General features: G+C 52.4%; 22 protein-coding genes. 11 read left to right on the top strand and 11 right to left on the bottom strand.

The genetic code is table 11. The features are described 5' to 3' along the window. The first annotated feature begins 165 nt into the window (after positions 1-165). The gene (locus tag ACO0LK_RS07925) at positions 166-2,883 is read left to right on the top strand and encodes a M16 family metallopeptidase (RefSeq protein ID WP_422973858.1); all 2,718 of its coding nucleotides are present in this window, start codon (positions 166-168) and stop codon (positions 2,881-2,883) included. Between the two features lie 27 nt (positions 2,884-2,910). On the opposite strand, the gene ACO0LK_RS07920 is transcribed toward ACO0LK_RS07925, so the two are convergent. Beyond that, a complete protein-coding gene (locus ACO0LK_RS07920; protein WP_422974137.1) occupies positions 2,911-3,549 on the bottom strand; it encodes a YcbK family protein in 639 nt (212 codons plus the stop codon). 200 nt (positions 3,550-3,749) lie between these two features. Between ACO0LK_RS07920 and ACO0LK_RS07915 the strand changes: the two genes are divergently transcribed. Then, positions 3,750-4,949, top strand: coding sequence for a GIN domain-containing protein (locus tag ACO0LK_RS07915; RefSeq protein WP_422973856.1), 1,200 nt, complete (start codon positions 3,750-3,752; stop codon positions 4,947-4,949). A 136-nt stretch (positions 4,950-5,085) separates the two neighbouring features. Here the strand turns inward: ACO0LK_RS07915 and ACO0LK_RS07910 are convergent, their stop codons facing one another. Continuing rightward, positions 5,086-6,222: an acyltransferase family protein gene (locus ACO0LK_RS07910; protein WP_422973854.1), complete on the bottom strand. Its 1,137-nt coding sequence runs from the start codon at positions 6,220-6,222 to the stop codon at positions 5,086-5,088. Between the two features lie 188 nt (positions 6,223-6,410). Here ACO0LK_RS07910 and ACO0LK_RS07905 point away from each other — a divergent pair, with 188 nt between their 5' ends. Then, the gene (locus ACO0LK_RS07905) at positions 6,411-7,193 is read left to right on the top strand and encodes a substrate-binding periplasmic protein (RefSeq protein WP_422973852.1); all 783 of its coding nucleotides are present in this window, start codon (positions 6,411-6,413) and stop codon (positions 7,191-7,193) included. 50 nt (positions 7,194-7,243) lie between these two features. Here ACO0LK_RS07905 and ACO0LK_RS07900 read toward each other — a convergent pair whose 3' ends face one another. Together ACO0LK_RS07900 and ACO0LK_RS07895 are read right to left on the bottom strand one after the other, a co-directional pair. Continuing rightward, positions 7,244-7,666: a hypothetical protein gene (locus ACO0LK_RS07900; RefSeq protein ID WP_422973850.1), complete on the bottom strand. Its 423-nt coding sequence runs from the start codon at positions 7,664-7,666 to the stop codon at positions 7,244-7,246. A gap of 184 nt (positions 7,667-7,850) precedes the next feature. Further along, on the bottom strand, positions 7,851-8,015 hold the full coding sequence (locus tag ACO0LK_RS07895; RefSeq protein WP_422973848.1) for a hypothetical protein: 165 nt from the start codon (positions 8,013-8,015) through the stop codon (positions 7,851-7,853). 87 nt (positions 8,016-8,102) lie between these two features. Here ACO0LK_RS07895 and ACO0LK_RS07890 point away from each other — a divergent pair, with 87 nt between their 5' ends. Then, entirely contained in the window at positions 8,103-8,264 is a 162-nt protein-coding gene (locus ACO0LK_RS07890) for a DUF4214 domain-containing protein (protein WP_422973846.1), read from the top strand. 198 nt (positions 8,265-8,462) lie between these two features. Here the strand turns inward: ACO0LK_RS07890 and ACO0LK_RS07885 are convergent, their stop codons facing one another. From ACO0LK_RS07885 to ACO0LK_RS07870, 4 genes are all read right to left on the bottom strand, one after another. Continuing rightward, entirely contained in the window at positions 8,463-9,374 is a 912-nt protein-coding gene (locus ACO0LK_RS07885) for a TraB/GumN family protein (protein WP_422973844.1), read from the bottom strand. Positions 9,375-9,473: 99 nt separating this feature from the next. Beyond that, on the bottom strand, positions 9,474-10,094 hold the full coding sequence (locus tag ACO0LK_RS07880) for a pyridoxamine 5'-phosphate oxidase family protein (RefSeq protein WP_422973842.1): 621 nt from the start codon (positions 10,092-10,094) through the stop codon (positions 9,474-9,476). 66 nt (positions 10,095-10,160) lie between these two features. Further along, positions 10,161-10,865, bottom strand: coding sequence for a substrate-binding periplasmic protein (locus tag ACO0LK_RS07875; RefSeq protein ID WP_422973840.1), 705 nt, complete (start codon positions 10,863-10,865; stop codon positions 10,161-10,163). Positions 10,866-11,104: 239 nt separating this feature from the next. Beyond that, positions 11,105-13,135 (bottom strand): UvrD-helicase domain-containing protein, encoded by a 2,031-nt coding sequence (locus ACO0LK_RS07870; protein WP_422973838.1) that lies wholly within the window; start codon positions 13,133-13,135, stop codon positions 11,105-11,107. Positions 13,136-13,376: 241 nt separating this feature from the next. Here ACO0LK_RS07870 and ACO0LK_RS07865 point away from each other — a divergent pair, with 241 nt between their 5' ends. The 6 genes from ACO0LK_RS07865 to ACO0LK_RS07840 all read left to right on the top strand — a co-directional run bounded on the left by ACO0LK_RS07865 (position 13,377) and on the right by ACO0LK_RS07840 (position 20,726). Further along, complete coding sequence (locus tag ACO0LK_RS07865; protein ID WP_422973836.1) at positions 13,377-14,438, top strand: response regulator; 1,062 nt, start codon at positions 13,377-13,379, stop codon at positions 14,436-14,438. Then, the gene (locus ACO0LK_RS07860; protein WP_422973834.1) at positions 14,425-15,234 is read left to right on the top strand and encodes a hypothetical protein; all 810 of its coding nucleotides are present in this window, start codon (positions 14,425-14,427) and stop codon (positions 15,232-15,234) included. The genes ACO0LK_RS07865 and ACO0LK_RS07860 overlap by 14 nt, the downstream gene beginning before the upstream one ends. A 112-nt stretch (positions 15,235-15,346) precedes the next feature. After that, positions 15,347-18,517, top strand: a complete 3,171-nt coding sequence (locus ACO0LK_RS07855; RefSeq protein ID WP_422973832.1) for a response regulator — start codon at positions 15,347-15,349, stop codon at positions 18,515-18,517. A 1-nt stretch (position 18,518) separates the two neighbouring features. Then, positions 18,519-18,884 (top strand): response regulator, encoded by a 366-nt coding sequence (locus ACO0LK_RS07850; protein WP_422973830.1) that lies wholly within the window; start codon positions 18,519-18,521, stop codon positions 18,882-18,884. A gap of 111 nt (positions 18,885-18,995) precedes the next feature. Beyond that, positions 18,996-19,478 (top strand): SRPBCC family protein, encoded by a 483-nt coding sequence (locus ACO0LK_RS07845; protein WP_422973828.1) that lies wholly within the window; start codon positions 18,996-18,998, stop codon positions 19,476-19,478. A 150-nt stretch (positions 19,479-19,628) separates the two neighbouring features. Then, positions 19,629-20,726, top strand: a complete 1,098-nt coding sequence (locus ACO0LK_RS07840; RefSeq protein ID WP_422973826.1) for a hypothetical protein — start codon at positions 19,629-19,631, stop codon at positions 20,724-20,726. A gap of 38 nt (positions 20,727-20,764) precedes the next feature. Here ACO0LK_RS07840 and ACO0LK_RS07835 read toward each other — a convergent pair whose 3' ends face one another. The 3 genes from ACO0LK_RS07835 to ACO0LK_RS07825 all read right to left on the bottom strand — a co-directional run bounded on the left by ACO0LK_RS07835 (position 20,765) and on the right by ACO0LK_RS07825 (position 22,568). Then, on the bottom strand, positions 20,765-21,580 hold the full coding sequence (locus ACO0LK_RS07835) for a lysostaphin resistance A-like protein (RefSeq protein WP_422973824.1): 816 nt from the start codon (positions 21,578-21,580) through the stop codon (positions 20,765-20,767). Positions 21,581-21,662: 82 nt separating this feature from the next. Next, complete coding sequence (locus ACO0LK_RS07830; protein WP_422973822.1) at positions 21,663-21,860, bottom strand: DUF1737 domain-containing protein; 198 nt, start codon at positions 21,858-21,860, stop codon at positions 21,663-21,665. Positions 21,861-21,914: 54 nt separating this feature from the next. Then, positions 21,915-22,568 carry a pyridoxamine 5'-phosphate oxidase family protein gene (locus ACO0LK_RS07825; protein WP_422973820.1) on the bottom strand — a complete coding sequence of 218 codons (654 nt, stop codon included), beginning with the start codon at positions 22,566-22,568 and terminating at the stop codon, positions 21,915-21,917. A gap of 361 nt (positions 22,569-22,929) precedes the next feature. Here ACO0LK_RS07825 and ACO0LK_RS07820 point away from each other — a divergent pair, with 361 nt between their 5' ends. Next, the gene (locus tag ACO0LK_RS07820) at positions 22,930-25,065 is read left to right on the top strand and encodes a S46 family peptidase (RefSeq protein WP_422973818.1); all 2,136 of its coding nucleotides are present in this window, start codon (positions 22,930-22,932) and stop codon (positions 25,063-25,065) included. Positions 25,066-25,163: the final 98 nt, after the last annotated feature.

Below are 25,163 nucleotides of genomic sequence, written 5' to 3'. Positions count from 1 at the left end.
CCTTGCAGGGGAGGTTCGTTTCGTCGGCAGACAACATGTTGTCTGAAACACCGACTACACCGTCAGCGACGCAGACAGTACTTTAGTACCGAATCTTGCTAAATGCGGGAGCTGCAACGCAGCTGGGGCGGTTTTGCGTAAGTCCTAATTTTATTTATACTCGATATGACCGCCCTGAACACCACCCTCACCTCCTTTGCTCTGGCAATTTCCCTGCTGGTATCGCACGCCCCTGTCCATGCTGCGGCCACTCTGCCGGTGAATGTCACGCAGGCCAGCAGCGTCGAAGGCATTACCGAATACCGCTTGCCGAATGGCTTCAAAGTATTGCTGATGCCCGACAATTCACAGGCCACCATTACAGTCAACATGATCTACATGGTGGGTTCGCGGCATGAAAACATTGGGCAGACGGGGTATGCACATCTGCTTGAACACATGCTGTGCAGAGGCAGCAAAAGCTATCCGCAGATTGCCAGCCAGCTCAGCAATCGTGGTGTCCGCTGGAACGCGTTTACCCGCCTGGACTACACCAATTACATCGGTTCCTTTGAGGCCAATGAAGCAGATCTGGATTGGGTACTGGGAATGGAAGCCGACCGCATGCAAAATGCCCAGGTCTTGCAGACCGAGCTCGACACAGAAATGACCGTGGTGCGCAATGAACTGGAATTGCGCGAGGTCAGCCCGAGTGAAATCCTGAGCAAACGCCTGCTGGCGGTCGCCTTTGACTGGCATGGTTATGGCCACAGTACCGGCGGTGAAAAAAGCGATATAGAAAAGGTCAACATCGAGCAATTGCGTCAGCTATACCACACCTACTACAGACCCGACAATGCAGTGCTGGTAGTGGCAGGCAAATTTGATGCGGCCCATGCACTGGAGGTGATAGCACGCAAGTTCAGTCATCTGGTCACGCCGAAAACGGCATTGCCCGTGATACCCACGGTAGAACCGGCACAACAGGGGGAACGTCAGGTCATCGTCAGAAGAAAGTCCAGCTACAACGTTACCATGCTGGCCTATCACAAACCTTCTGCCCTGCACCCCGATTATGCAGCCCTGAAAGTGGCTGGCGGCATGCTGTCATCCGGGCGCGAGCAGCGCAATAAAGACAATGAAATCATCCTCAGCAATTTCTCACCCGCTTTTGCCATGCAGGGCAATACAGACGCTGGTCTTGCCGTATTTACCACCGACAATTATGCGGGTGCGCCATCTGATGAAAACGCCAAAGGCCTGGCCAAAATCATAGAGGGCTTTGGTCAGCAAAACCTGAGCCAGGATGAACTGGATTTTGTCAAAAGCCAGTATGTGAACAATTTTTCCCGGCTCATGAATGATGCTGAAAAAATGGGGACCGCACTTTCTGATTACATTTCTCTGGGCGACTGGCGTCTGTTATTTGTGGAAAAAGACCGCATCGCCAAACTGACCACCACCCAGGTACAGAATGCGGCAAAACGCTATTTCGTAAGGGAAAACCGTACCGTCGGCGTCTTGCTGGCAGATGAAAAAAGTCCGGATACCAGTATCCCGCCAGCCCCGCCCTTAAGCGAGGTCATGAAGAATTTCTCACACACCAATGAATATGCGCTGGTCAGCGATTTCAATGCCAGCGTTGCGAATATCCAGAAGCAGACCCGGCGCCTGAAAATCGGCAACCTGGATGTTGCCCTGCTGTCCAAACCCAGCCGTGGCCAGGCGGTCAGCGTCGATCTGGCATTGCACTGGGGCGATGAGCAATCCCTGTTTGCCAAGCGCTGGCTGGAACGCATGACAGACCAGACCATGCTCAACGGCAGCGGCCAGTTTGGCAAGGAAGCGCTGGAAGCTGAAAGAGAAAAATCGCATATCCGTGGTGGCCTGACCCAGTTCACCACTGACCGGGCACATCTGAAACAGGCCTTGCAATTAATGGTCATAAACCTGAAAGAACCCAGTTTCGCCCAGGCGCAAACCGTCATCGACAAGGAAAAAAGAAAGTGGTTTGCCGAACGCGGCAATCCGGTACAAATGGGCATGGATGAAATGGCCAGACATTTCAATGCCTATCCGGACGGTGATATCCGGGCGCAAGAAACTGCCCAGCAAATCATTTCCGAACTGAATGCCATCAAAGCTACCGACCTGTTTGATTTTCACAAACAGTTTTACGGCGCATCCAATGGCCATCTGGCCATCGTCGGTGATTTTGACGTGGATGAAGCCGCGACCGTCCTGCGTCAGCAATTCGCCGAATGGGAAAGCAAGACCCCCTACCAGCATGCCAAGACCAGTATCATCGAACGCCTGCCACTTGATACCTTCATCCCCACCCCTGGTAAAGACAATGGCTATTTCATGGGACGCATAGATTTGGCCATCAGCCAGAATGACCCTGACTACGCGGCACTGGAAGTGGCCAATTACCTCATAGGCGGTAGCACCGCAGAATCACGGCTGGGACTGCGGGTGCGTCAGAAAGAAGGCTGGAGCTACCATGTGCGCTCGCGTATTGAAGCGCAGATGAATGATCCGGCAGCCAGCTGGCAAATCATCGCCACCGCTGCATCGGCGAATGTAGACAAACTGAAAGCCGCCATCATCGAAGAATTGCGTACGGTGGAAAGCGCTGGCTTCAGGCCGGAAGAGCTGGCAAAGGCCAAACAGGTACTTGGCCGGTTGGCCCAACAGCAACGCGCCGACGATACCCGTATTGCAAGCTTGTGGAATACTGCTCTGCATCAGGGCAAGGAGTTTTCACTCTATGCGCAGAGAGAAGCCGCCATCCAGAACCTGACGCTGGAACAGTTGAACCAGGTCAGCCGGAAATATCTGCAACCCAACCTGTGGAGCATCGTGACCACGGGGGACCCCAAAAAGATGAACCAGAAACCGTAAACCCCAGGAATTTGCTGGAAGGAGCAATCAGCCCTTCCAGCTTCTTTGCAAGCCGGTATCGGTATGTATCCAGCCGCCTTGCGCAGTCTGGCGGTAATAGAAACCGACGCCGCCCTGGCGGAAGCTCTGTATCAGTTCCCCCAGTATTTCTTCGTGCAATTGCGGTATGCGGATATCTGCGGCCTTGCCTTCCATATGCAGGGATTTGCGGGCAGCAGGCACGCCCTCTTCGATCAGGCGCTGATTCGATGCCTGGGTGCGGTAGCCGGACAAGATCTCCAGCGGCCGGCTGACACCAAAGCGTGCCACATAGGCCTGGGTAGCCCACAGGGTTTCCAGCAGTTTGGGATCGATGGGGGCAGTCTGCTTGCCATTCACGTCACGCAACAAGTGGCACAGTTGCTGGTAGGCAGATTCCAGCACCTCACCATCTTTCCAGTACAGGATTTTGCTGCGTTCGCCGGTAGCTGGCCGTATCAGATCCAGGGTCCTGGGCTTGACCCAGAATTCGATATCCAGTGCCTGGGAATCAAATAAATCCGGCGGCGGGGCAGGCTGTGCAGATTTTTCTCCCGCAGGAGCGGCCTGTGACAGCAGAGGTTGACCAAGCAAACCGGTGGCGCTGAGCAGTAGACCTTGTTTTAAAAGCTGGCGGCGGGTTGGCATCATGATGTCGTCGTGGTTGTACTTGAAGAAACTGCTGCCAAGTGTACATCTGAATCAACATTTTGGCTGATATGACAACGCTTCGTCCGGCAAATTTGCGTTTGATGACACGGAATGTGCAGTCTGTCTCTAAGGGCAGTGAAAATCTGCATGAATCCTACTACACTTGGAAACTGTTAACTCTTTCATCACGTCAAATCATGATCAAATCATTAGGATGTCTCACACTGCTGGCCGTATTGCTGGGTGGCTGCGAAATCAGCGTCGATGGCAATACCATCAGAGGTAGCGGCAAAATCGCTACCGAACAGCGCACGGTGGCTGAATTCAATGCCATAGAAAATTCCAGTTTCTTTGATGTGGTGGTCACCAACGGGCCGCAGGCCCCCATCGTCATCAGTGGCGACGACAATCTGGTGCCGGAAATTGAAACCGTGGTGGAAAACAAGGTATTGATCATACGCAGCAAGCGCAAATCCTATCACTTTACCTGGAGCAGCCAGCCAGGTACCGTCAGGATCACTACAACAGCCCTCAGCAAGGCCACCAATTCTGGTAGCGGCGACATGGATATACATGATCTGCAATCAGAAAAACTGACTCTGAACCTGAATGGCTCTGGCGATGTGCGGGTCACCGGCAAGCTGGGCATGCTGAAACTGGTGTCTTCCGGCAGCGGTGATCTGGACATGCAGCAATTGCAGGTCGCCCAGGCCGAACTGGAGATGCGCGGCTCTGGTGAAGTGCACCTCGATACCGTCAGCCAGTCACTTGATACCACGTCCAACGGCAGTGGCGACCTGCGCGTCGACAATCTGCAGGCTGCCAGTGTCAAACTGATCAAGCATGGGTCCGGTGATGTGCGCCTGCTCGGCAATATCAAAACCCTGCAACTGGAAACGGTAGGGTCAGGGGATATCGATATCCAGGGTATCAAAAGCGAACAGGCCAATGTACGTGCCAGCGGCTCTGGCGATATCCGGCTGGCAGGCGAAGTCGGCGAATTGACGCTCACTACCAGCGGTTCCGGCGATCTGGATGCAGCAAACCTGAAGATCAAGGACCTGCATATCGCCAATACCGGCCCCTCGAACCAAAGTTTCCGTGGCATACAGGGCATCCTGAAGGCTGAGATGTCGGGTTCCGGTGATCTGGATGCGGAACTGCAATCCGATGCGGCGCTGGAACTGAATATGCAAGGCCCCGGGCAAGCCAGCCTGCGAGGCAAGGCAAAGAGCCTGACGGCCAAAGTCAGCGGCAGCGGCGACCTGCGCGCCAGCGAATTGCTGCTCGACAGCGCCAGCATCAAGGTCACCGGCCCCGGCGAAGCGGAAGTCAATGTGAAGAAAGCCGGCGGCTCACGCGTCGTCAAGATAGACCGCAATGGGGTGGCGAGTTAAAGATCGCTCGCCCAGCTAACCCGGCTATGTATAGCCGGGTCGAAAAGCTAAAGCATCCAGCCTGCGAACTGAACTGCCCCTCCCCCAAAAAAAAGCAACTGGACGCTTTTTAAATCAACAAAATTCCTGACAGTACCTAGCAGCTTTTGTTTACTTTTATTCTGGACGTGCGGAATTTTGATATGGTTTTACCGACGGAGTTCGTTGGCATTTCTACACAACGATGAATCGCATAAGCAATGATGCCGACCACCGATGCAGCCAGGAAGACCGACACATAGAATGAACAGCCGTAAGACATCAGTATTTTTATCATCACATAGCCAGCGAGTGAGTGCACCAGGTACAGAGGGAAACTGATGTCGGCCAATAAATTGATGACCGTAGATTGCCTGAATTTCTTTCTAAAGAAATAGGCCAATGAAAAGAGGGCAAATCCATACAAGTAAATCAGGGTCACCACCGGAAATTGATCCCGGATGCTGCTGTTCAGCCATGTCAGCGAAAACAAAGTCAATTGTAGAAAAACGTAGAGAATGAATTTCTTATTAGAAATTTTCTGCTGATAGGCATAATAAAAAAACAGTCCTACCAGCATGAACTGGACGTAGACAAACTCTGACGCCAGCATTCTGAAGACAGACACGAAATCGGTGGGAGCCACGGCACAGAGTGTACTGTTCAGACACCAATTCAATATCAATATCGAGGCAGAGAAAATAAACAATGGCAAAACTTTCCCTTGCCTGATCGCCGGGCTCAGACAAGCCACGACCAGATAGAATTTTAATTCCACTGCAAGCGTCCAATTGACCAGATCAACACTCGGCAGCAAAAACAGATCGTTGATTAACAACATGTTGGTCACCAGCAGTTTCGCGTTCCAATAAAGCGCCTGCCCCCAAAATTGGCTGGAACCATATACGAATAACAAACCAACGCATAAACTAATCCAGTAGGTGGGAAATATCCTGAAAAGCCGCATGATCAGAAAATTGGGTACGCTATTCTTTTCAAGGGAAATAGGTATGACAAAGCCGCTAATCAGAAAGAATATCGACACCCCAAAAGGCCCAAGACCAAAATTGGGATTGAACGACACCAGCTCGTACGCAAACGGGTTGACACCACCATGAACGGGTGAAGCGGTGTAATAAGAAACAGCCTCTCTCATTCCCCAGTACACGCCAAACCAATGTGAAATAAGCACAAGAAATGCAGCCACGCCTCTTAACTGATTGGCAAAGAGAATTTTATTGTTATTCGTTGTCATGTTTTTACGGCACTTTATCGTTTGAGCATTCTAACAATTAATCTGTAGTACGCATTTCATAAATAGCACCGTTGTCACGCGGGGATATAAACAAGGCGATCCGGGAATGATTAGTGGAACTACCTATACCGCATAACAAAGCCGTAAATTGCGCTAAGATAAGTCTCGAATCCGCAACCGGAATCACCATGCTCAGGTTTTTGCACTTATTCGCCTGTCTCCTGCTGGCCTACCTGTGCCAGGCAGAGCTGGTGTTTGCCGGTAACAACCAGCGCGCCGTACTGCTGATGAGTGAAGAACTGGATGACAAGGGCAAGCTCATTCCCATGTCCCCCGAAGTCACGGCCTTGTTGCGTTATCTCGAACAACACTCCGGCCTGACATTCGACATACGCCGTTATCCCTGGAAACGTGCGCTGGAAAATGCAGAGAAAGGGGAAGGCCTGATCTTTGGCATATCAAAAACCCGGGAAAGATTGCGCAGTTTCAAGTTTTCCCAGCCGATTTTTAGCGACCAGTCCTTGCTGGTTACCCGTTGCGATAGCAAATTTGTATTTCAATCCCTGGATGATCTGAAGGGCAAAACCATAGGCATCGTCCGTGGCACCAGCAATGGGGACAAGTTTGACCGGCTCAGCAATGTACTGTTTAAGGTGGAAGACGATACCAGCAATAATTCTGGCCGCCTCAAAAAACTTTACCTGGGCCGTATGGATGCGTTTTTGCTATATAGTTCGGCCAGCAATATCAGCCAGCTGGAAGTTAACATCAACCGCCAGTATGCAACGGAATTCGCTCCAGGCCAGACCGCAGAAAAACTGTTTTGCATTTTGCCAAAACCGGTTTCTTCTGTAGATATACATATCGCAATCCGTCCTGATCTTGACAAGGGACTGATGCAGAAAATCAATCGCACCATCCTGCGCGCCCATCAGGAAGGTGAACTGGCCAGGATATATTCACAGCGCTAAGCTGGTGCTAATCGGCCTTATTGCTCGTTATTGCACGCTATTGCACACTATTACATACTATTATGACGTGCACCTTTGTATTGATGCTTGAGCACCAGCCTGCTGCTGGCAACCAGGGTATTCAAACCCAGCATCAGTTGTATCAGCACATGACCTTGCAGGCACCAGACCTGGCCACGTGGCGGTGCTGTATGGGTCACGGCACTTAATACCGGCGTCACCCACTGTGCTTCTGGTGTCAGGTCCAGCAAGACATCTCCATCAGAATTGGTATGCAGATACAGTTCACCGCCATGCAATAAGCTCAGGCAGATACCCTGCCCTGTGGTCGGCTTGTTGCCCAGGGCTTGCTGTAGTTCACGATGTTGCAAATCCATCCACGCTTCAACATCCAGCGCGGTTTCCAGTGATATCCAGGGGTGTTCTTGCAAGTCTGGTACAGAATCAGCTTGCAGCTTGTCATTAAACGTCATCTTGTTTCTTGATTACTTTCGGAACTGTCGTTTCAATTTGACAGCGTATGAAGGCTGACAGCCGCATTCTGACACAAATCTCCATCACTCATTTCATCAACAGGGATATGCTCTACTTAAAATGCACTCACGGTATCTGCGTAAAATCCTGCATTTTTGCTACTGGTCAGGCTTTGCAAACACGTCAAAAAACAGATTGTCCATCATCATTTGGATGGTGATAGCCAAACCGTTCAGGCAGTGGATTACATGTCATACCTATGCCAACAGCAATATCTCTTTTCCAATTGTCTTCTCCCAAAATATAGATCATGGCTGAAACCGTCTCCACACAAAAAGAAACCGTCATTGTCACGCCTTCTGGAACGGCGGGCCAAGTCTATCTTCTGTATCAGGCGACATTTGATCGCAAACCCGATGCTACTGGATTGCAGATATGGACAAGGGTTTCAACCTCAGGACGGTTGCCGCCGGATTTTTCCAGTCGCCAGAATTTCAGAAACTGTATGGCAGTAATCCGTCGACAACGACACTGATTACGAATTTCTACCAGAATGTGTTACATCGCGCGCCGGATCAGGCCGGGTTTGATTACTGAAACAAAGAACTCAGCAGCGGAGTGAGTGCACGGGAATCGGCGCTGGTCAGTTTTTGCGAAAGTGTGGAAAACAAGGCGCAAGTCATATGTTCAATACAAAGCGAAATTGAACATACGCAGTGGCCATCGGCGTAGTTTTAAGCGCATAGCCGTTAAGATGCAGGGGCGTGTCATGCAGCCCCTGCTCACGACCAGGACTTACTTGATCTGCTTCACTTCAAAACCCTTTTTTTCCAGTAATTCTGTAATGCTGTTGGGGCCACCCATGTGTCCGGCACCGACGACGACAAACAGTTTTTTGCCTTTTTCCAGCAAGTCGCTGATTTTTTCCACCATGCCGGGATTGCGGTCATCAAGCAGCAATTTCATGACCTTGCGCGAACCGGCATCCTTGCTGGCTGAATCTTGCAGGATTTTGGTCAGCGCGTCGGCATCGCCGGTTTTCCAGGCCTCGATCATGGTATTGGTTTCACGCAGCAGGTCGCCATTCTTCAGGCCGTCCAGAGTTTGCGCCAGCATGGCATCGCCATCTTCATCACTTAAACCGGCCAGCACGTTGGCCTGGAATTCCATGGTTTCCAGCGAAACAATCTCTTTCTTGTCCTGTTTCGCTTTTTGCATATAGTGCAGGTCCACCCCTTTGCTGGCATCAAAACCCTGCTGCTTGAAGACACCTACGCTGAGTGCCGTCGCCACGATGCTTGGCTTCAAGCCCTGCAACTGGGTGCTGGCAGCACCGACCATGCCTTGCAGGTCTTCCCAGGTTTTTTTGGTGATGTGGTTTTCCAGCTTGTCCGGTGCTTTGTAGGTAAAGAAGGGCATGGCTTTTTCTGCGGCCCTGGCGTCGGACGTATCGACCTCAACCACCAGGATATCGGCCTGTTTGTAGGCATTTTCCACCGCTTCCGGCAGTGGGTAAAAACTGGCCTTGGCCAGATGGATGGAACCAAACAGGTATGCCGTATTGCCAGCCGATTTCACTTCCCACAGCACGCCTTTGGCCGTGTCTTCTTTTGCAGTCTGCGCATTGGCAACGGCGCAGGCCAGACTCAGGCCGGCGATGCCAAGGTAGCGGGCAGCCAGGCGGGTAAAGGAAATTTTAAAATTCATTATGGATGTTCCGTAAAAAATAGGTAAGGCATTTGCCACGTATCAACGCGGCACAGGATAGCAGAAATGCGTTCGTCACCAGCAAATACAATACAGCGATCAATACAGCGTCGCACGCTGACGGGCTGGCAATTCCGTATCATACTTCTGGCCATCAATCGCGGCATTGCTCAGCGCCGCCAGGATGGTGCCGGCGCTGGGGATGCCAGCCGGACGCCCGGCGTCTGCGCGTTGCCATAATTGCGAACGCAAAATTGCACGGGCGCACTGGAAAAACACACATTCCACCTGTATGCGTATTACGCATTTTGGTGCCTTGCCGTCCACGGACAGCTTGTCCAGCAATTGCGGTTCAACCGAAATACTGGCACGGCCATTCACGCGCAATGTTTCACCCAGACCGGGGATCAGGAACAGCAATGCCACCTGCGGGTCATGCAAGATATTGCGCAGACTGTCGATACGGTTATTGCCACGTCGCTCGGGCAGCAACAGGGTGTGCTGATCTTCTGCAACGATGAAACCGGGGGCATCACCACGGGGTGATGCATCCAGCCCATCGGGGCCATGGGTGGCCAGTACGGCGAACGGCGAAGCCTCTATCATCGCCAGGTAATGCGGATGAAGGTAGCTGACTTCTTTTTTCAGGGAAGCTTCACCAACGGTATCAAAAAGCCCGGCGAGTTGTTCTGCTGTGGTGATGAGATGTGATTGTGTCATGACAGATAAAGGTAGTTCAGGATTCTGTGGTGATTGGGTGATTGGACAATGGGGCAATAGAGCAAGTCAGTTTTTCCCCAGGTTGGGGGCAAGCCGCCATTCTTCCCTGGCCTGTAGCAGGGCGCGTTCTATATAGCCTTCTTTTTGCAGTTTCTGCAATTGCTTGTTAACTGCCGGCAAGTAAACGGCACAAGGACTGCTGGCAACAAAGCCCAGCAAATTCGCGGTCTCGATGAGGTAGGGGGTCAGGGGCATCAATTTGTCATCCAGTTTGCCTGAAGCCAGATAGGCCATGCCGGAATGATAGCCGGTGATGACATAATCAAAACGGTTGGCCTGCAACATCTTGAATGCGATTTCCAGATTGTCGGTTTCATTGATGGCCAGATGTGTATCCATGAAGTCATCAAAAGGACGTCCGAAGCGATTGCCACGGGCGATGCCGCCATAATAGGGGATCAGGTCGTCCCATTTATTGTAGGGTACGATGCGGCCTTTTCTGACAAAAGCGGCCACAGGGTTGACCAGTACCAGATCACTGAAGAGTAAAAAACTGGTGCGTTCGGGCGTGTTTTTCAGGGTGGCGATCAGGTCTATGCTGCCGCTTTGGGCTGCGCTCAAGACCCGTTTCCATGGCCCCAGATAGCGCACTTCATAGGGTATGCCAAGGTCTTTCATGATGCGGGTGGCGATGTCTATGCTGGCACCGTGGAAATTTTTACCATCATGCCAATGCAGGGGTGGGTAGGCAGGATCTGCCGAAATGACCATGCGCTCACATTTTCCCGCCGCTTGGATTAGCGGTGCAAACAAAATGAAAAGCAGCAAAATCAGACCACGATGCATAAATCACTTCCGCAAAAATGACAAGTCCACAACACTTGCAACAGTGCATCATCCTAACCCGGTAAGTAATACTAACATTTTCACCTTTTCAGGGCAGTGATTTCTTGCACTCAGTTATTTGCATTATTATTGTCATTGCGATGAATGAGGCTGGTTCTCCAAAACTATTCTCTGGGCTTGCTCAACAAGGCTTTCAGACCGGCCAGGCGCTCTTTAGGGGTCAGCACTTCCGTCTCGGTCGGCAAGGCCGTGCCTTCGTCAAGTTTCATTTCCTTGATGAAGCGTGAGACATCACAGTGCACGGGTGCACCGGCACGCTTGCGTTTTTTACACCAGGTAATATGCAGGCTGCGCTGGGCGCGGGTAATGCCCACATACATGAGGCGACGTTCTTCCTCTATGCGCGCCGCCATGGTTTCTACCGGTGCATCAGGGTCGCCCTTGTGCGGTAAAATGCCCTCTTCCACACCGACCAGAAACACGTGCGGATATTCCAGTCCCTTGGAGGCATGCAGGGTGGACATGCGCACGGCATCCGGTTCTTCATCCTTGCCTTCCATCATGGTCATCAGGGCCACCATCTGGGTCAGGTCCAGCAGGCTGCGGTGGTCATCGGTGCCATCCTTGCCACCGCTACCCTTGGTTTTCAGCCACTGGGTAAAGTCGAGCACGTTTTGCCATTTGCCTTGCGCTGCACGGTCTTCAAAACTGTCGTAGAGATAGCCTTCGTAATTGATTTCCTTCATCAGGTCATCCAGCAATTCGGTGGCATGGCCTTCTCTGTGGGCATGGGCCTCGACCTGGTTGATGAAGCTACAGAAATTCCGTAATGGTCGTAGCTGTTTGTCGGGCAACTTGGCTTCTATGCCACCTTTGAAGACAGCGGCAAACAGCGAACATTGCCACTGGCCGGCAAATTCGCCCAGCACTTCGAGTGTGGCCAGGCCGACGCCGCGCTTGGGCGTGGTGATGGCGCGGATGAAGGCAGGATCATCATCTTCATTGGCAATCAGGCGCAGGTAGGCAATGATGTCCTTGATTTCGGCGCGGTCAAAAAAGCTCTGGCCACCGGATATGGTGTAAGGGATACGCTCACGCCGCAATGCCTGTTCGATGACACGGGCCTGGTGATTGCCGCGATACAAAATCGCGTAATCCGAATACCTGGCCTGGCGCTCGAAGCGGTGGGCAGAGATCATGATGGCTACCTGCTCAGCCTCTTGCTCATCATCCTGCATACCCAATACCTTGACCGGATCACCCAAGCCGTGTTCCGACCACAACGACTTTTCAAACAGCTTGGGGTTATTGCCAATGACCGCATTGGCCGCCTGCAAGATGCGGGTGCTGGAACGGTAATTCTGCTCGAGCTTGATGATTTCGAGGTTGGGAAAATCGACTTGCAGGGTTTTCAGGTTTTCTATGGTGGCACCACGCCAGGCATAGATTGCCTGGTCATCGTCACCGACGGCAGTAAACATGGGTTTCTTGCCTATGCCGGTCACCAGCAATTTGACCAACTCATACTGACAGGTATTGGTGTCCTGGTATTCATCCACCAGCAGATAGCGCAGGCGGCGCTGCCATTTATCGCGTACCTGTTCATTGCTGCGAAACAATTCCACCGGCAGACGTATCAGGTCATCAAAATCCACCGCCTGATAGGCGGACAGGGTGGCGACATAACTGCGATAGACCCGGGCAGCAATGGCCTCGTCTTCGTCCTGCGCCTGTTTCAGGGCGACTTCAGGATCAACCAGGCCGTTTTTCCAAAGCGACATGGCAGTCTGTATGCGGCGTATCAACTGCTTGTCGGTGGTAATCGCCAGATCTTGCACCAGGGAAAAACAATCGTCGCTGTCCATGATGGAAAAGCGGTCTTTCAGGCCCAGGGCCTGGGCTTCCTGGCGCAATATCTTCACCCCCAGCGAGTGAAAGGTCGATACCGTCAGTTGTCTGGCCTGACGCGGCTCTGCCAGCAATTTGCCGATGCGCTCCTGCATTTCCAGCGCGGCCTTGTTGGTAAAAGTCAGGGCGGCGATATGTCTTGGGTCATAGCCATGCAGTTCGATCAGGTTGACAATTTTCTGAGTAATGACGCGTGTCTTGCCCGACCCGGCCCCTGCCAGGACCAGGCAGGGGCCATCCATATAATTGACAGCATTGCTTTGGGGGGTATTCAGACCATGAGACATAAAGGGCAGACGGAGCACATCCGGAAAAACTTTCAGGTGCCATTGTAACTTGAGTGCAGACAATCCCCGTCTTCAGTATCAGTCTCCGCGATAAGTCACTAGAACTCATAAGAAGTGCATCCATGACGATAGTCAAACCAGGAAGATCGTTGCCAAAAAGAAAAAATATTGTTAACAATAGTGTTAAAACTAGACAATTACACAAGTCCAGTCTATTCTCACCTCAGGGGGGATGCATTTTATGAAAGATTTACAATCGGCTCGTATCCTTATCGTTGATGATGAAGAAAGAAATATCAGGCTATTGCAGTTATTGCTGCAGTCTGAAGGCTATACCACGCTGTCGGCCAGCAATGGACGCGATGCGCTGAGCATGGCCGTCAGCGCGCTGCCTGACCTGATACTGATGGACATCATGATGCCGGGCATGGATGGTTTTGAAACTGTCACTGCACTGAAAGCCGATCCCGTGACCCAGCATGTGCCCGTCATCATGCTGACAGCGCTGGATGACCGTAATTCGAAACTGCGGGCGCTGGAGGCAGGAGCCGAAGAATTCCTGTCCAAGCCGGTAGACCGGGCCGACCTCAGCGTGCGGGTACGCAATCTGCTCAGGCTGAAGGAGTATGGCGATTTTCTGCATGACCACAATCTCTTGCTGGAAGAACAGGTAAAACAACGCACCCGGCAATTGGAAGGTGCGTATCGCGAAACGGTATTTACGCTGGTGCGCGCAGCCGAACACAAGGATGAAGAGACCGGCCACCACGTGCGCCGTATCAGCTATTACTGCCAGACACTGGCGCTGGCGATGAATTTGCCGCTGGAATTCCACGATGCCATCTTCCAGTCCAGTCCCATGCACGATATCGGCAAAATAGGCATCCCTGACCATATACTGCTCAAGCCTGGCAGCTTCACCATGGATGAATGGAATATCATGCGCACCCATTGCGCTTTAGGTGCCAGTATTTTATCCAACGGTAGTTCGCCGTACACAGAAATGGGGGCAGAAATTGCCCTCAATCACCATGAACGCTGGGACGGCACAGGTTATCCAAACGGACTGAAAGGTGAAGCCATTCCCATTGCAGCCCGTGTTATGCAAATCTGCGATGTCTATGATGCACTGCGCAGCCGCCGTCCCTACAAGCCAGCGTTTGACCATCAGCGCAGCATGGACATCATCACTCACGGTGACGGCCGGACTGAACCAGGGCATTTTGACCCTGCCGTGTTGTCCTGCTTCATTGCACATGCCGACCACTTTGCCGCCATTTATAAACAGCATGACGATGCCTGAACTGACTCCTGGTATCTTGCTGATTGACGCGGACCCTGTCTGGCAGCTCAGGTTGCCAGCCTTGTTGCACTCTTTACCCTGTGTGCTCTATGTCGCTGCCGACCAGATACAAGCCAGCGCGATGCTGAACAGGCACGATATCATCCTGCTTGTCGGTGAACCAGCCGATGCCGGTGTCGCCGGTTTCATGCAGGACATGCATGAAACCCATGGCCGCCATGGCCATATGCTGAACCTTATCCTGACCAGCCACCCCGAACACCCGCAAGTATTGCAGGTACTGAACCAGATCAGTCCTTACCGCCTGTTGATCAAATCCTGCACGGATGAGGAATTGCTGAATACGATCAAACGGGCTCTCGAACAGGCAATCCAACAACAGGAACAACAACGCTTGCTACATGAGTACCAGGGCATACTGGCGAGTGCCGAAGGAGCCCACGCCTTTCGCGTGCTGGATGCGCTCATGCATTCCATTCACAAGGATATGGCGGCGGATGCGATCCATCATTTGCCGGTAGGTGCACTCTTGCTGGTCGATGGCAGTATCAGCCAGTCGAATACGCCAGCACGGCGATTCTTGCAGGAGATGGAAGAAGCACCCGCAGAAGCCGGTATATCAAGCGCGCACTTGCCCGCTGCCTTGCAGGTCGCACTCCATGCGCCGCGTCGCCAGCATTTGCAACACCGTACTGCCGTCAATCGCAGACTGGATTATTTTGTACTGGAACTGACTGCCGGCACCCTGATCGCTTTCGCTCCGGAACCCAGTCTTGGGCGTCCGCCGGATATTTGAATTTTTGATCTGAATTTTTGCCATGAGCACACAGAAGTCCGCATGTACCGATACCAGAACATGATCTTCACGTCAGCCAACCAATAACAACAAGTCACACAGGAAGAGCCACATGAAAAAATTCAGTACAGAATTCAGGTTGGTCACTGGGCTGGCAGTCGGACTGTTATTGCTGCTGACTGCGGGATGGCAACTGTATCGTGCCTTGCAGGAATACCGCAATAACTCCAACTGGGTAGAGCATACCTACCTGGTCATGGGTGGGCTGGATGATGTGAAATCTGGCGTACTCGAGATGGAAAGCATACAAAGACTGTATATCATTACCGGCGATGCCTCCTTTGTCGGCCAGCGCGAAGCGCAGACGGCACAGATACAGGCTGCCATGAAGAAAATCACTGAGCTGACGATCGACAATCCCCGCCAGCAACTACAAAGCAAGGTTTTGGCGCAAAGACTAAATGAACGCATCAATACCCTTGATCAGACCATGCGCATCTACAAGGAAGCTGGTTTTGACGCCACGCGACAAAGGCTGATAGGCGGAACACCACGCATCGTCATGGAAAGCCTGTTGGATCAGATCCGTCAAATGGAACAGGAAGAGCAGGTTTTACTTAGTCAGCGTACCAGACAGGTTGAACAAAGCGCAGTGCAGGCACGCAATGTCGGCATTCTGATGGTGGTGATTACTTTGCTGGGTTGGTTCTTGTTGTGGCAACAAATCAGAATTGATGTCAAGCACCGGTCAGCCGCCGAAAAAGCAGTACACGAGAGTGAATTACTGCTCAAGCAAATACTCAATATCCTGCCTGTAGGTGTATTTATTTCAGACCGCAACGGCGCGCTGACCCAGATCAATCCGTATGGTGACAAACTCTGGGGAGGGGCACGCCATGTGAGTATGGATCAATATGGTGAATATGTAGGCTGGTGGCCAGATAGCGGCAAACGTATTGCGGCCGATGAATGGGCACTGGCGCGTACCATGCAGACCGGCGAAACCATTCTGAACGAACTGGCAGACATACGCTGCTTTGATGGCACCCGCAAAACCATTACAAACAATACCGCCCCTTTGCGTGACGATAGTGGTGTGATCGTAGGTGGTTTGTCCGTTAATGTCGATGTGACTGAATTCATCCGTACCGAACGTCAGTTGCGGGCTGCGGCCCATTATGATGACACCCAGGTACAGGCGCAAAACCTGTTTGCCACCAGTTTTGACCGCCAGGAAATTTTTTCTGGCTTGCTGAATTTGCTCGCTGAGCGGCATGGTTTCGCCGTATCTGCCTTGTATGGATTTGATGAATGGAATGCCCTTTTTCGTTGCGAAGCGGCGCATGGCCTGGGGCGTGAAGTGCCACGTCAATTTGCACTGGGCGAAGGCTTGCTGGGTCAGGCCGCACTTAGCGGAAAAACCAGTTTTCTCGATATTGCGTATCTGAATCTGCAAACCGGGCTGGCTGATTTCACACCGACGCAGGTGTTGATGCTGCCTGTTATTTATCAGGAACGCCGCCTGGCGGTGCTGGTACTGGCAGCGACCACCAAACTGATAGACAGCGACCAGGCTTTCCTGGAAAAACTGGTGATACAACTGGGTGTCGCATTGCACAATCTGCGCCAGTACAACGACCTGAAACTGCTGGCGGACCGCCTGCGTGCCAGCAGCGAAGAAATTGCCGCTAAAAATCAACAACTGGAACAGGCCAGTCTGATGAAGTCCGAATTTTTGGCGAATATGTCGCATGAATTACGTACCCCGCTGAACGCCATCATCGGCTTTTCTGAAATACTCAAGGATGGCCTGATGGGGGATTTGAATGACCGGCAAAGCGAGGGCATCAACGATATTTTCAATAGCGGCAAGCATTTGCTGAGCCTGATCAATGACATTCTTGACCTGTCCAAAATCGAAGCCGGTAAAATGAATGTGAATTTCGAAGCCGTCAGTGTCGCGCCGCTGGTGCAGGCCAGCCTGCAAATCGTGCGCGAGCAAGCGCTGATGCAGGGCTTGCATTTGAGCGCGGATGTACAGGAAGACTTGGGAGAAGCCTGGCTGGATGAAGTCAAGATCAAACAGATCGTTTACAACCTGTTATCGAATGCCGTCAAGTTCACGCCCGAAGGCGGCAAAGTCAGTATTGCTGCACGCCGCGTCGATGGTCTGAAGATCGCCGGGGGGCGCTATGAGCATTATCTGGAAATCAGCGTCAGTGATACCGGCATAGGTATGTCTGAGGAAGAGCAGTCGCGCCTGTTCCGGCCATTTACCCAAATAGACAGCAGCCTGGCGCGCCGCCATCAAGGTACGGGACTGGGCCTGGCGCTGGTCAAGCGCATGGCAGAGCTGCATGGCGGCAGCGTTACCCTGCACAGCGAACCCAATCAGGGTTCCACCTTCACGGTACTATTGCCATTGCGCTCTGCTGTCCAGATAGCGGCTATTGCCGACAACGCGTCCTTGCCGGTTACCCGCAGTGCTACAGCCACTACAGCCACTACAACCGCTACAGGCGATACCAGTGGCAGCTTGCTGGCACTGGTGATAGAAGACGATGACCAGGCCGCCGAAGTATTGCGTCTGCAACTGGAAAGCGAAGGCTTTCGTATCGTGCGCGCCATTTCGGCAGAAAGCGCACTGGCACTGGCCGAACAGGAGTGCCCTGACCTGATTACCCTGGACATTTTATTGCCAGGCATGGATGGCTGGGAATTCCTGCAACGCTTCAAGCTGGAAACGCGGTTTGCTGCCGTGCCGGTGGTGATCATCTCCATCGTGGCGGATCGTGGCCGTGGCATGTCACTGGGGGCGGCGCAAGTCATGCAAAAACCCGTATCAAGGGAAACCATGAATGACGCCCTGACACAATTGGGCTTTGCCTCGCGTAGCGGTGGGCGACAATTAAGCGCGCTGGTCATTGATGATGACCCCAAGGCGATACAACTGATTACAACCTACCTCGACAGTTTCGGGTACCGTACCCTGTCTGCCCTGGGTGGAGAAGAAGGAATACATACAGCGCGTCACGCCCAGCCCGACCTGATCGTACTGGATTTGATGATGCCCGAAGTCAACGGTTTTGATGTAGTTGAAGCCTTGAAGGCAGATGCCAGCACAGCCGGAATTCCTGTCATGATACTGACAGCCAAACAAATCACCACCGAAGATAAGTTGCGCCTGAACGGCGACGTTAAAAAAGTAATGGAAAAATCCGAATTCAATCATGGCCGTTTCGTCGGCGAAGTAAGACGCGCCATGGCCGGCAGAGGAAAATGACATGGCACGTGTACTGATCGTGGAAGACAATCCTGTCAATATGAAACTGGCCTCGTTTCTGCTCAACAATGCTGGTCACGAAGTCGTGCAGGCTGTAGATGCAGAACTGGGCCTGCGCTATGCAAAAGAACAATTGCCGGATCTGATATTAATGGATATGCAATTGCCCGGTATCGACGGCATGACGGCGGTACGCCTGCTGAGGAATGATGCCGCTACCGCGCGCATCCGCATCATGGCATTGACCGCTTTTTCCATGCATGGTGATGAAGAACGCTTCATGGCAGCCGGTTGTGATGCCTATATGGCAAAACCCATCCGTTATCAACAATTTATGGACCTGGTGAACAAGGTCTTGCGCAAATGAATTGCTGTCATATTGGCATGATGAAACTGCTTTCCAGTATGGAATTTGCTCACAACGCTCACAATACCGGGCAGGCAAGGTAAACTATGGGTTACTGAAAAAAGGTGTCCCATGAAATTTGAGCATTTGGTAGAAATCAATGATTTAAGCAATCCCATGATAGAAGTCATCACCCGCGAGCAATTGTGGCGCGGCCTGGTGTTAAGGGCAGAAATGCCAAGAATGTTTGTGTCCTATCTGGATGACGCCCTGATCATGGAGCGCACCGAAGCCGGTATGACGCGTACGCTGAAATATGGCGAGCTGGAAGTCACTGACCGTGTCAGTTTCGTGCATCTGGAACATGTGCATTACGATGTCGCAGCACAGAAGGAAATCCCGCATTCCACGCTGCGTATGAGCATAGAAGAACCGCAGCCACAGGCACTGTTTGTACGTTTCAGCTATGACAATGGCCAAAGCGCGCAGCATGATGCCGAAAATGACATGTATAACGAATACCGTAAATCGGCCTATCACGAAGCCGACGTGGAAACCGTACGCATCATCCGCGAGCTGGCAGAAGCTGGCCGGCTGGACGCCTTGCCATCCTGAGTTGACCGGTAGCACCGGCAATACAGCCAGCGCAACCAATATCGTCAATCCAGATGGCGACTGACGGTCAAACTCTGGGATAATGCCGCCGTATCCGCTATTACCATTCTGCGATTTTTCCCGATTACCATTTTTCTTGCAAGGCTTACCATGTCCAAGCGCACTTCCACCGTGGCCAGTAAAATCACCGCGCCCGTCATTCTTCCTGCGCCCCTGCCGGTCCAGACCACACGCCTGAAACGCAAGCAATTTGCCAGCACGGGTGACGTACATGTACAGGGTGATGCCCTGATCACAACCCAGTTGATCGTGGGCGGTGACTGCCTGATCGATGGTGACCTGGAAGCAGAAGAAGTATTTTGCCTGGGTAAATTGACGGTAACCGGCGATATCCGCGTGCAATCACTGTATGTTGGCCATACGCTGGATGCAGGTGGCAATATCGAAGTGGAATACCTGCTGAAAACCGGTTGCAGTGCTGACTGGATGGCACGCATGCTGGAACTGGATCAGCGCAAACCAGTAGCAGGTGAAAGTAATTTCATACATCAACTGGTGCACCCGGCCATCCTGGCGCGTCATGATCATCATGATGCCTTCGGCGGCTATGGCGATATCCAGGCGCTGGGTTACCTGACCTGCGCCGACCTGGACTGCCACGGCAATGTGCAACTCGACGACGTGCTGGAAGCAGGTGAAATCCAGTTCATCGGCGGACATCTGTCGGCTGCCGGCATCCATGTCGCCGGTGACTGCAATTGCCAGGGTGAGTTGTTCAGCGAAACCGACGTTCAGGTGGAAGGCAGTCTGTTTGCCGCCGTCGTGATTTGCCAGGGTAACCTGGAAGTCGACAGCCTGTGCAGCCAGGGCGATATCAGTACCTGGGGAAGCTTGCGTGCTACCGGCGAAATCAGCAGTCTGCGCGGCGAAATCCATTGCGGACGCTGGATCGCCACCAAAGCCACGATTTATGCGGCCAAGTACATCAAGTCTGGTGAATCCGTGATTGGTGAAAAAGGTATCAGTTGCGGCAGCGATTACGGCATCCTGGCCGGTACCACCTTGCCACGTTCACGCTGGGCAACCCATGGTATGGTATCTGCGAACAGCAAACCGCGCCTGCTGTTGTCTGGCCAGTTTGTCGAAGGCAAAAAACTGCGCCATATCGATGCGCTGGAAAAGAAACGCGACACCGAACTGGATTGGGAAGTACAGCGTCGCCTGAAACGCGAAATGCAGCCAGACTAAAAAACAGGGGGAAGCAGTTAACGCTTCCCCCTGCTCTGTTATTTATCCGCCGGTTTTTCCGGCGGCGGCAAAGCCCGCTGTCGCAGCAGTTTGTGCAACAGACCGGCACCAATGACTAGCAGCACGATGGCGATCAACCAATGTGCCGTTGTTGGTTGCCAGTCTACGCCGGATACTGCCAGCCTTTCCACCAGCATGGCCAGACTGTTATAGCTGGCATGCAAAATAATGCCAGGCCACAAAGAACGGCTGCGTTCATACAGCCAGCCACACAGGCAGCCCAGCAGCAAGGCAGCAAAAAACTGGTAAATGTTCAAGTGCGCAAAACCGAACAGCAGGGCAGACGCGAATATGGCCTGCCAGCGTGAATACTGATTCAGGAAACTGCGCAGGATAATCCCGCGAAACAGCATTTCTTCCACCACCGGGGCGATCAGGCAGGCGGTGACGATGGATGACAAACCGCTCAGCATCATCTGGTCAAATACCTTTTGTTGCGCCACTGGTACCGGCATCCATTGCACCAGCACTTGCTCCAGCAGCATGATCAGCAGCGACAATGCTGGCACCAGCATTAGTACCGGCACACCCAGCAAGGTCACGGTCGCCATGATCGGGGTACGGGATGCATGAAATAGCGATGAATACGTCATCTTCTTATAATGCAGCAGTACCGTAAATAGCACGGCATTGGCCAACAAAAAGACGATGCCTATCATGTGCGCGGGGTCCATTCCCAGCACGGAACGCATATCGTAAAAACCGGCGTTGATGACAAATTCCACGCCCATCAGAAAGGCGACCAGAAAAACTGCTTCCAGCGCCGAGGGAAATTGCTCGTGTTGCTGATTCATAATTTGGAAGGAAAGACCAGGATAAGCACTAAGCCGGATGAGCAGCATGGCGCCGCCTTTTCCAGCCTTGGTAGTGGCAGCATTACATGGCAGACAAGTCGAGGTCGGCTGAAAATTCGCCGTCCACTTCCTTGAGGATGGCCTGACCGGCTATCGTGTTCTTGCCGTTAAAACTCAGGGTCGGTCCCCCATACAAGGACCAGCCCTTATTGAGCGCTTCAGATACACGCAGGCAGAATGCCTTGTCGTCGGGGCCGGTCAGATAGCGATAGAGTTTCATGATGCCTGTCTTTGCTGTGGGTTTCTTATTATAGCTGCCCACGGCAAACCCATGTCATGTCGCGGAACCGGCTCCCCGGTCAGCCGCAAGTGATTGCTGCGATTTCTGCAAATTCTGCAATTGCTGCTTCAGTTGCCGGTTTTCTTCCAGTACCGTCGCCATCATCTCCTGCACTTCGGCCCCGGTAAACCTGGGGGTGATGTGTTGTGGACAATTCCACTCTACGGCCTCGACCGTGATGATGATGGCGCGTTCAATCCGGGCGCGGTAAGCAGGCATGGCCAGCCTGGCGATAAGCGCAGGCTCTTCATGTTCGTGGACGATACGGGCCCGGCCCCAGATTTTCATACGCCGCCGCCTGGGGTAATCGATCAGGATCAGCGAAATCCTGTCATTCGCAAACAGGTTCCCCACGCTCAGGTATTGCGCGTTGCCGACAAAGTCGGCATAGCCTATGGTTTTGGCATCGAACACTTTCAGGAAACCCACCGGGCCACCGCGGTGCTGCACATACGGCCAGCCGTTTTCAGACACCGTCGCCTGATAAAAACTATCGCGCGCCTGCAGGAATTCAATGTCACGTTCCAGCAAATGGTCACGCTTTTCATCCACCAGTTCAAAACCAAGATTGTCTTCCCGGCTGCCATACAGGCTTTGTGCTGCTTTGACACTGGGGGTAAAGCTGATATCGGCAAATGCACGGGACATGATGATCTCCTGTCAGGTAAACGGCCTAAAATTAAGCCATGAATGACAGTGTCTGTCATTAACAGCACAAAGAGAATCCTCATGATTTATAATTTATTATTCCATTTGGCGAAATAATGAAAATAATATGCACTTGCAGGTGGGCAATGCAGGAACTAAATTTATGGATATGTGTCTGTAACTGACTGCTATTACCAGGATTTCCTGTCATTTTTATATGCAAAAGAAAAATCAGACCGGAAGTCACCGCACTTTGCTGTGTTTCACCGCATTTTTTCAGCATTTCCTGTAGGCCAGCTATTTTCTGCTCATGGGTACAGCTATACTGCCGCCCGTAAGTTTTACCTCGTTGGAGACCAATTTGTTCAAAGTTATCACGCTGACACTGGCCGTTGCCGGTGCTGTTTCATCCGCCCATGCCGACGAAGGCCAGTGGCAACCACATCAGTTACCCCAGTTAAAATCCGAACTCAAACGCATAGGCATCACGATCCCTGCTGAAAAACTGGCGGATTTGAGCAAGCACCCGCTCAATACCATGGTGTCGCTGGGTGGCTGTTCTGCCTCTTTTGTGTCGAACAGCGGGCTGGCGGTGACCAATCATCACTGCGCCTACAAGGCCATACAAAGAAATTCCACGGCTGAAAAGAATTACATCAGCGAAGGTTTCCTGGCCCGTACCAAGGCAGAGGAACTGCCTGCCGGACCGGATGCACACATGTACATCACTGACAAGGTAGAAAACGTCACTGACCAGGTGTTGAAGGGATTGACGGCCGACATGTCTGGCCGCGCCCGCCATGAACAGGTGGAAAACCGCATCAAGGCCCTGATTGCCGACTGTGAACAGGACAAGGCCTATCGCTGTTCCGTACCCAGCTTCCATCGCGGGCTGGAGTACTACCGCATACGCCAGATGATGATACGTGACGTCAGGCTGGTGTATGCACCGTCTGACAAGATCGGCAATTTTGGTGGCGAGGTCGATAATTTTGAATGGCCACGGCACACTGGCGATTATTCTTTCCTGCGCGCCTATGTGGGCAAAGATGGCCGCCCTGCTGACCCGTCTGCCGATAACGTCCCGTATCAGTCAAAAGACTTCCTGGTGGTTTCGGCACAGGGTTTGAAGAACGGTGACCCGATCTTGCTGGCGGGTTACCCTGGACGCACCAGCCGTTACAAGTTGCCGGCGGAAATTCGCTTTGCGCGTGACCACAGCTATCCGGCAAAGGTGGCTGAATCGAAAGCTGATATTGCCGTCATCCAGGCTGCCAGCGAAGGCAACAAGACGGCTGAAGTACGTTATGCCAGCGTGGTCAAAGGCATCAATAACGGCTTGAAAAAAACCGAAGGCTTGCTGGCAGGCTTTGCCCGCAAGGACCTGGCAGCTATCAAGGATGGTCAGGATGCCGATTTCCGCGCCTGGTATAAACAGCATGGCGACAACAAGGCTCTGCTGTCAGAACTGGATGCCGTCATCGCCAGTGACATGGCATTGTCCGAACAGGAAACGGCATGGACTATTATCCATACCGGCGAGATGCTGAAAAGTGCGCGCACGCTGTACCGCGTCGCCATCGAAAGCGAAAAACCGGATGTCGAACGGCACGCCGATTATCAGCAACGCGAATTGTCTTTCATCGCTGGCCGCCTGAACCGTCTCGAACAGTCTTATCTGCCCAACGTCGATCAGGCACGCTTTACAGCAGCCCTGCAACGCTATAACAAATTGCCGGAACAAGCTCATCCAACAGGACTGGACGCCTTGCTGCCAGCGCCAGAAAGCGTGGTCAGCCTGTATCAGCAAAGTCAGTTGGGTAATACGGCAACACGACTTGGCTGGTTGAACAAGAACCGCGCAGCCTTCGACGCATCCGACGATGCCTTCATCCGTCTGGCCATCAAGCTGCATGACACAGACATGGCACTGGAAAACCAGCGCAAGGAAGTGGATGGCAACCTGGAACGCATCATCCCGCAGTACATGCAGGCTGTGATTGCATGGAAGAAGTCTATCGGCAAACCTGTATATCCCGATGCCAATTCCACCTTGCGTGTCACTTACGGCACGGTAGCACCTTACACACCGCGCGATGGCATCAGCAAGGGACCATTTACCACGGTGGAAGGCATACTGGAAAAAGATACCGGCAAAGCGCCTTTCGAGGCACCGGTCAATCTGCTGGCCAGCATCAAGGACAAACACTACGGCATATTCAAGGACAAGGTATTGAATACCGTACCGGTGAATTTCCTGTCCACGGCGGATACGACTGGTGGCAATTCCGGTTCAGCAGTATTGAACAAGAATGGTGAGCTGGTAGGTCTGAATTTTGATTCCACTTACGAATCGATTACCAAGGACTGGTATTTTGACAGCGCCATTACCAGAGCCATCCATGTCGATATCCGCTATATGTTATGGGTCATGAGCGAGGTGGATCATGCCGACAATGTGCTGAAGGAAATGACGATCAAATACCCGGCGAAATAACCGGGTTTTCAAGGTTAAAAAAAGCGAATCATAATCAATGATTCGCTTTTTTTTATGTCACTGATCAAGTCGCATCGCTTCACCCTGCCTGCGATCCC

The sequence above is a fragment of the Undibacterium sp. Ji49W genome (genome assembly GCF_049340205.1).
In the GTDB taxonomy this organism is placed as follows: Bacteria; Pseudomonadota; Gammaproteobacteria; order Burkholderiales; family Burkholderiaceae_D; genus Undibacterium.
Note: the sequence above shows the minus strand (reverse complement) of the source record. Positions and strands in the feature narration are given on the sequence as shown.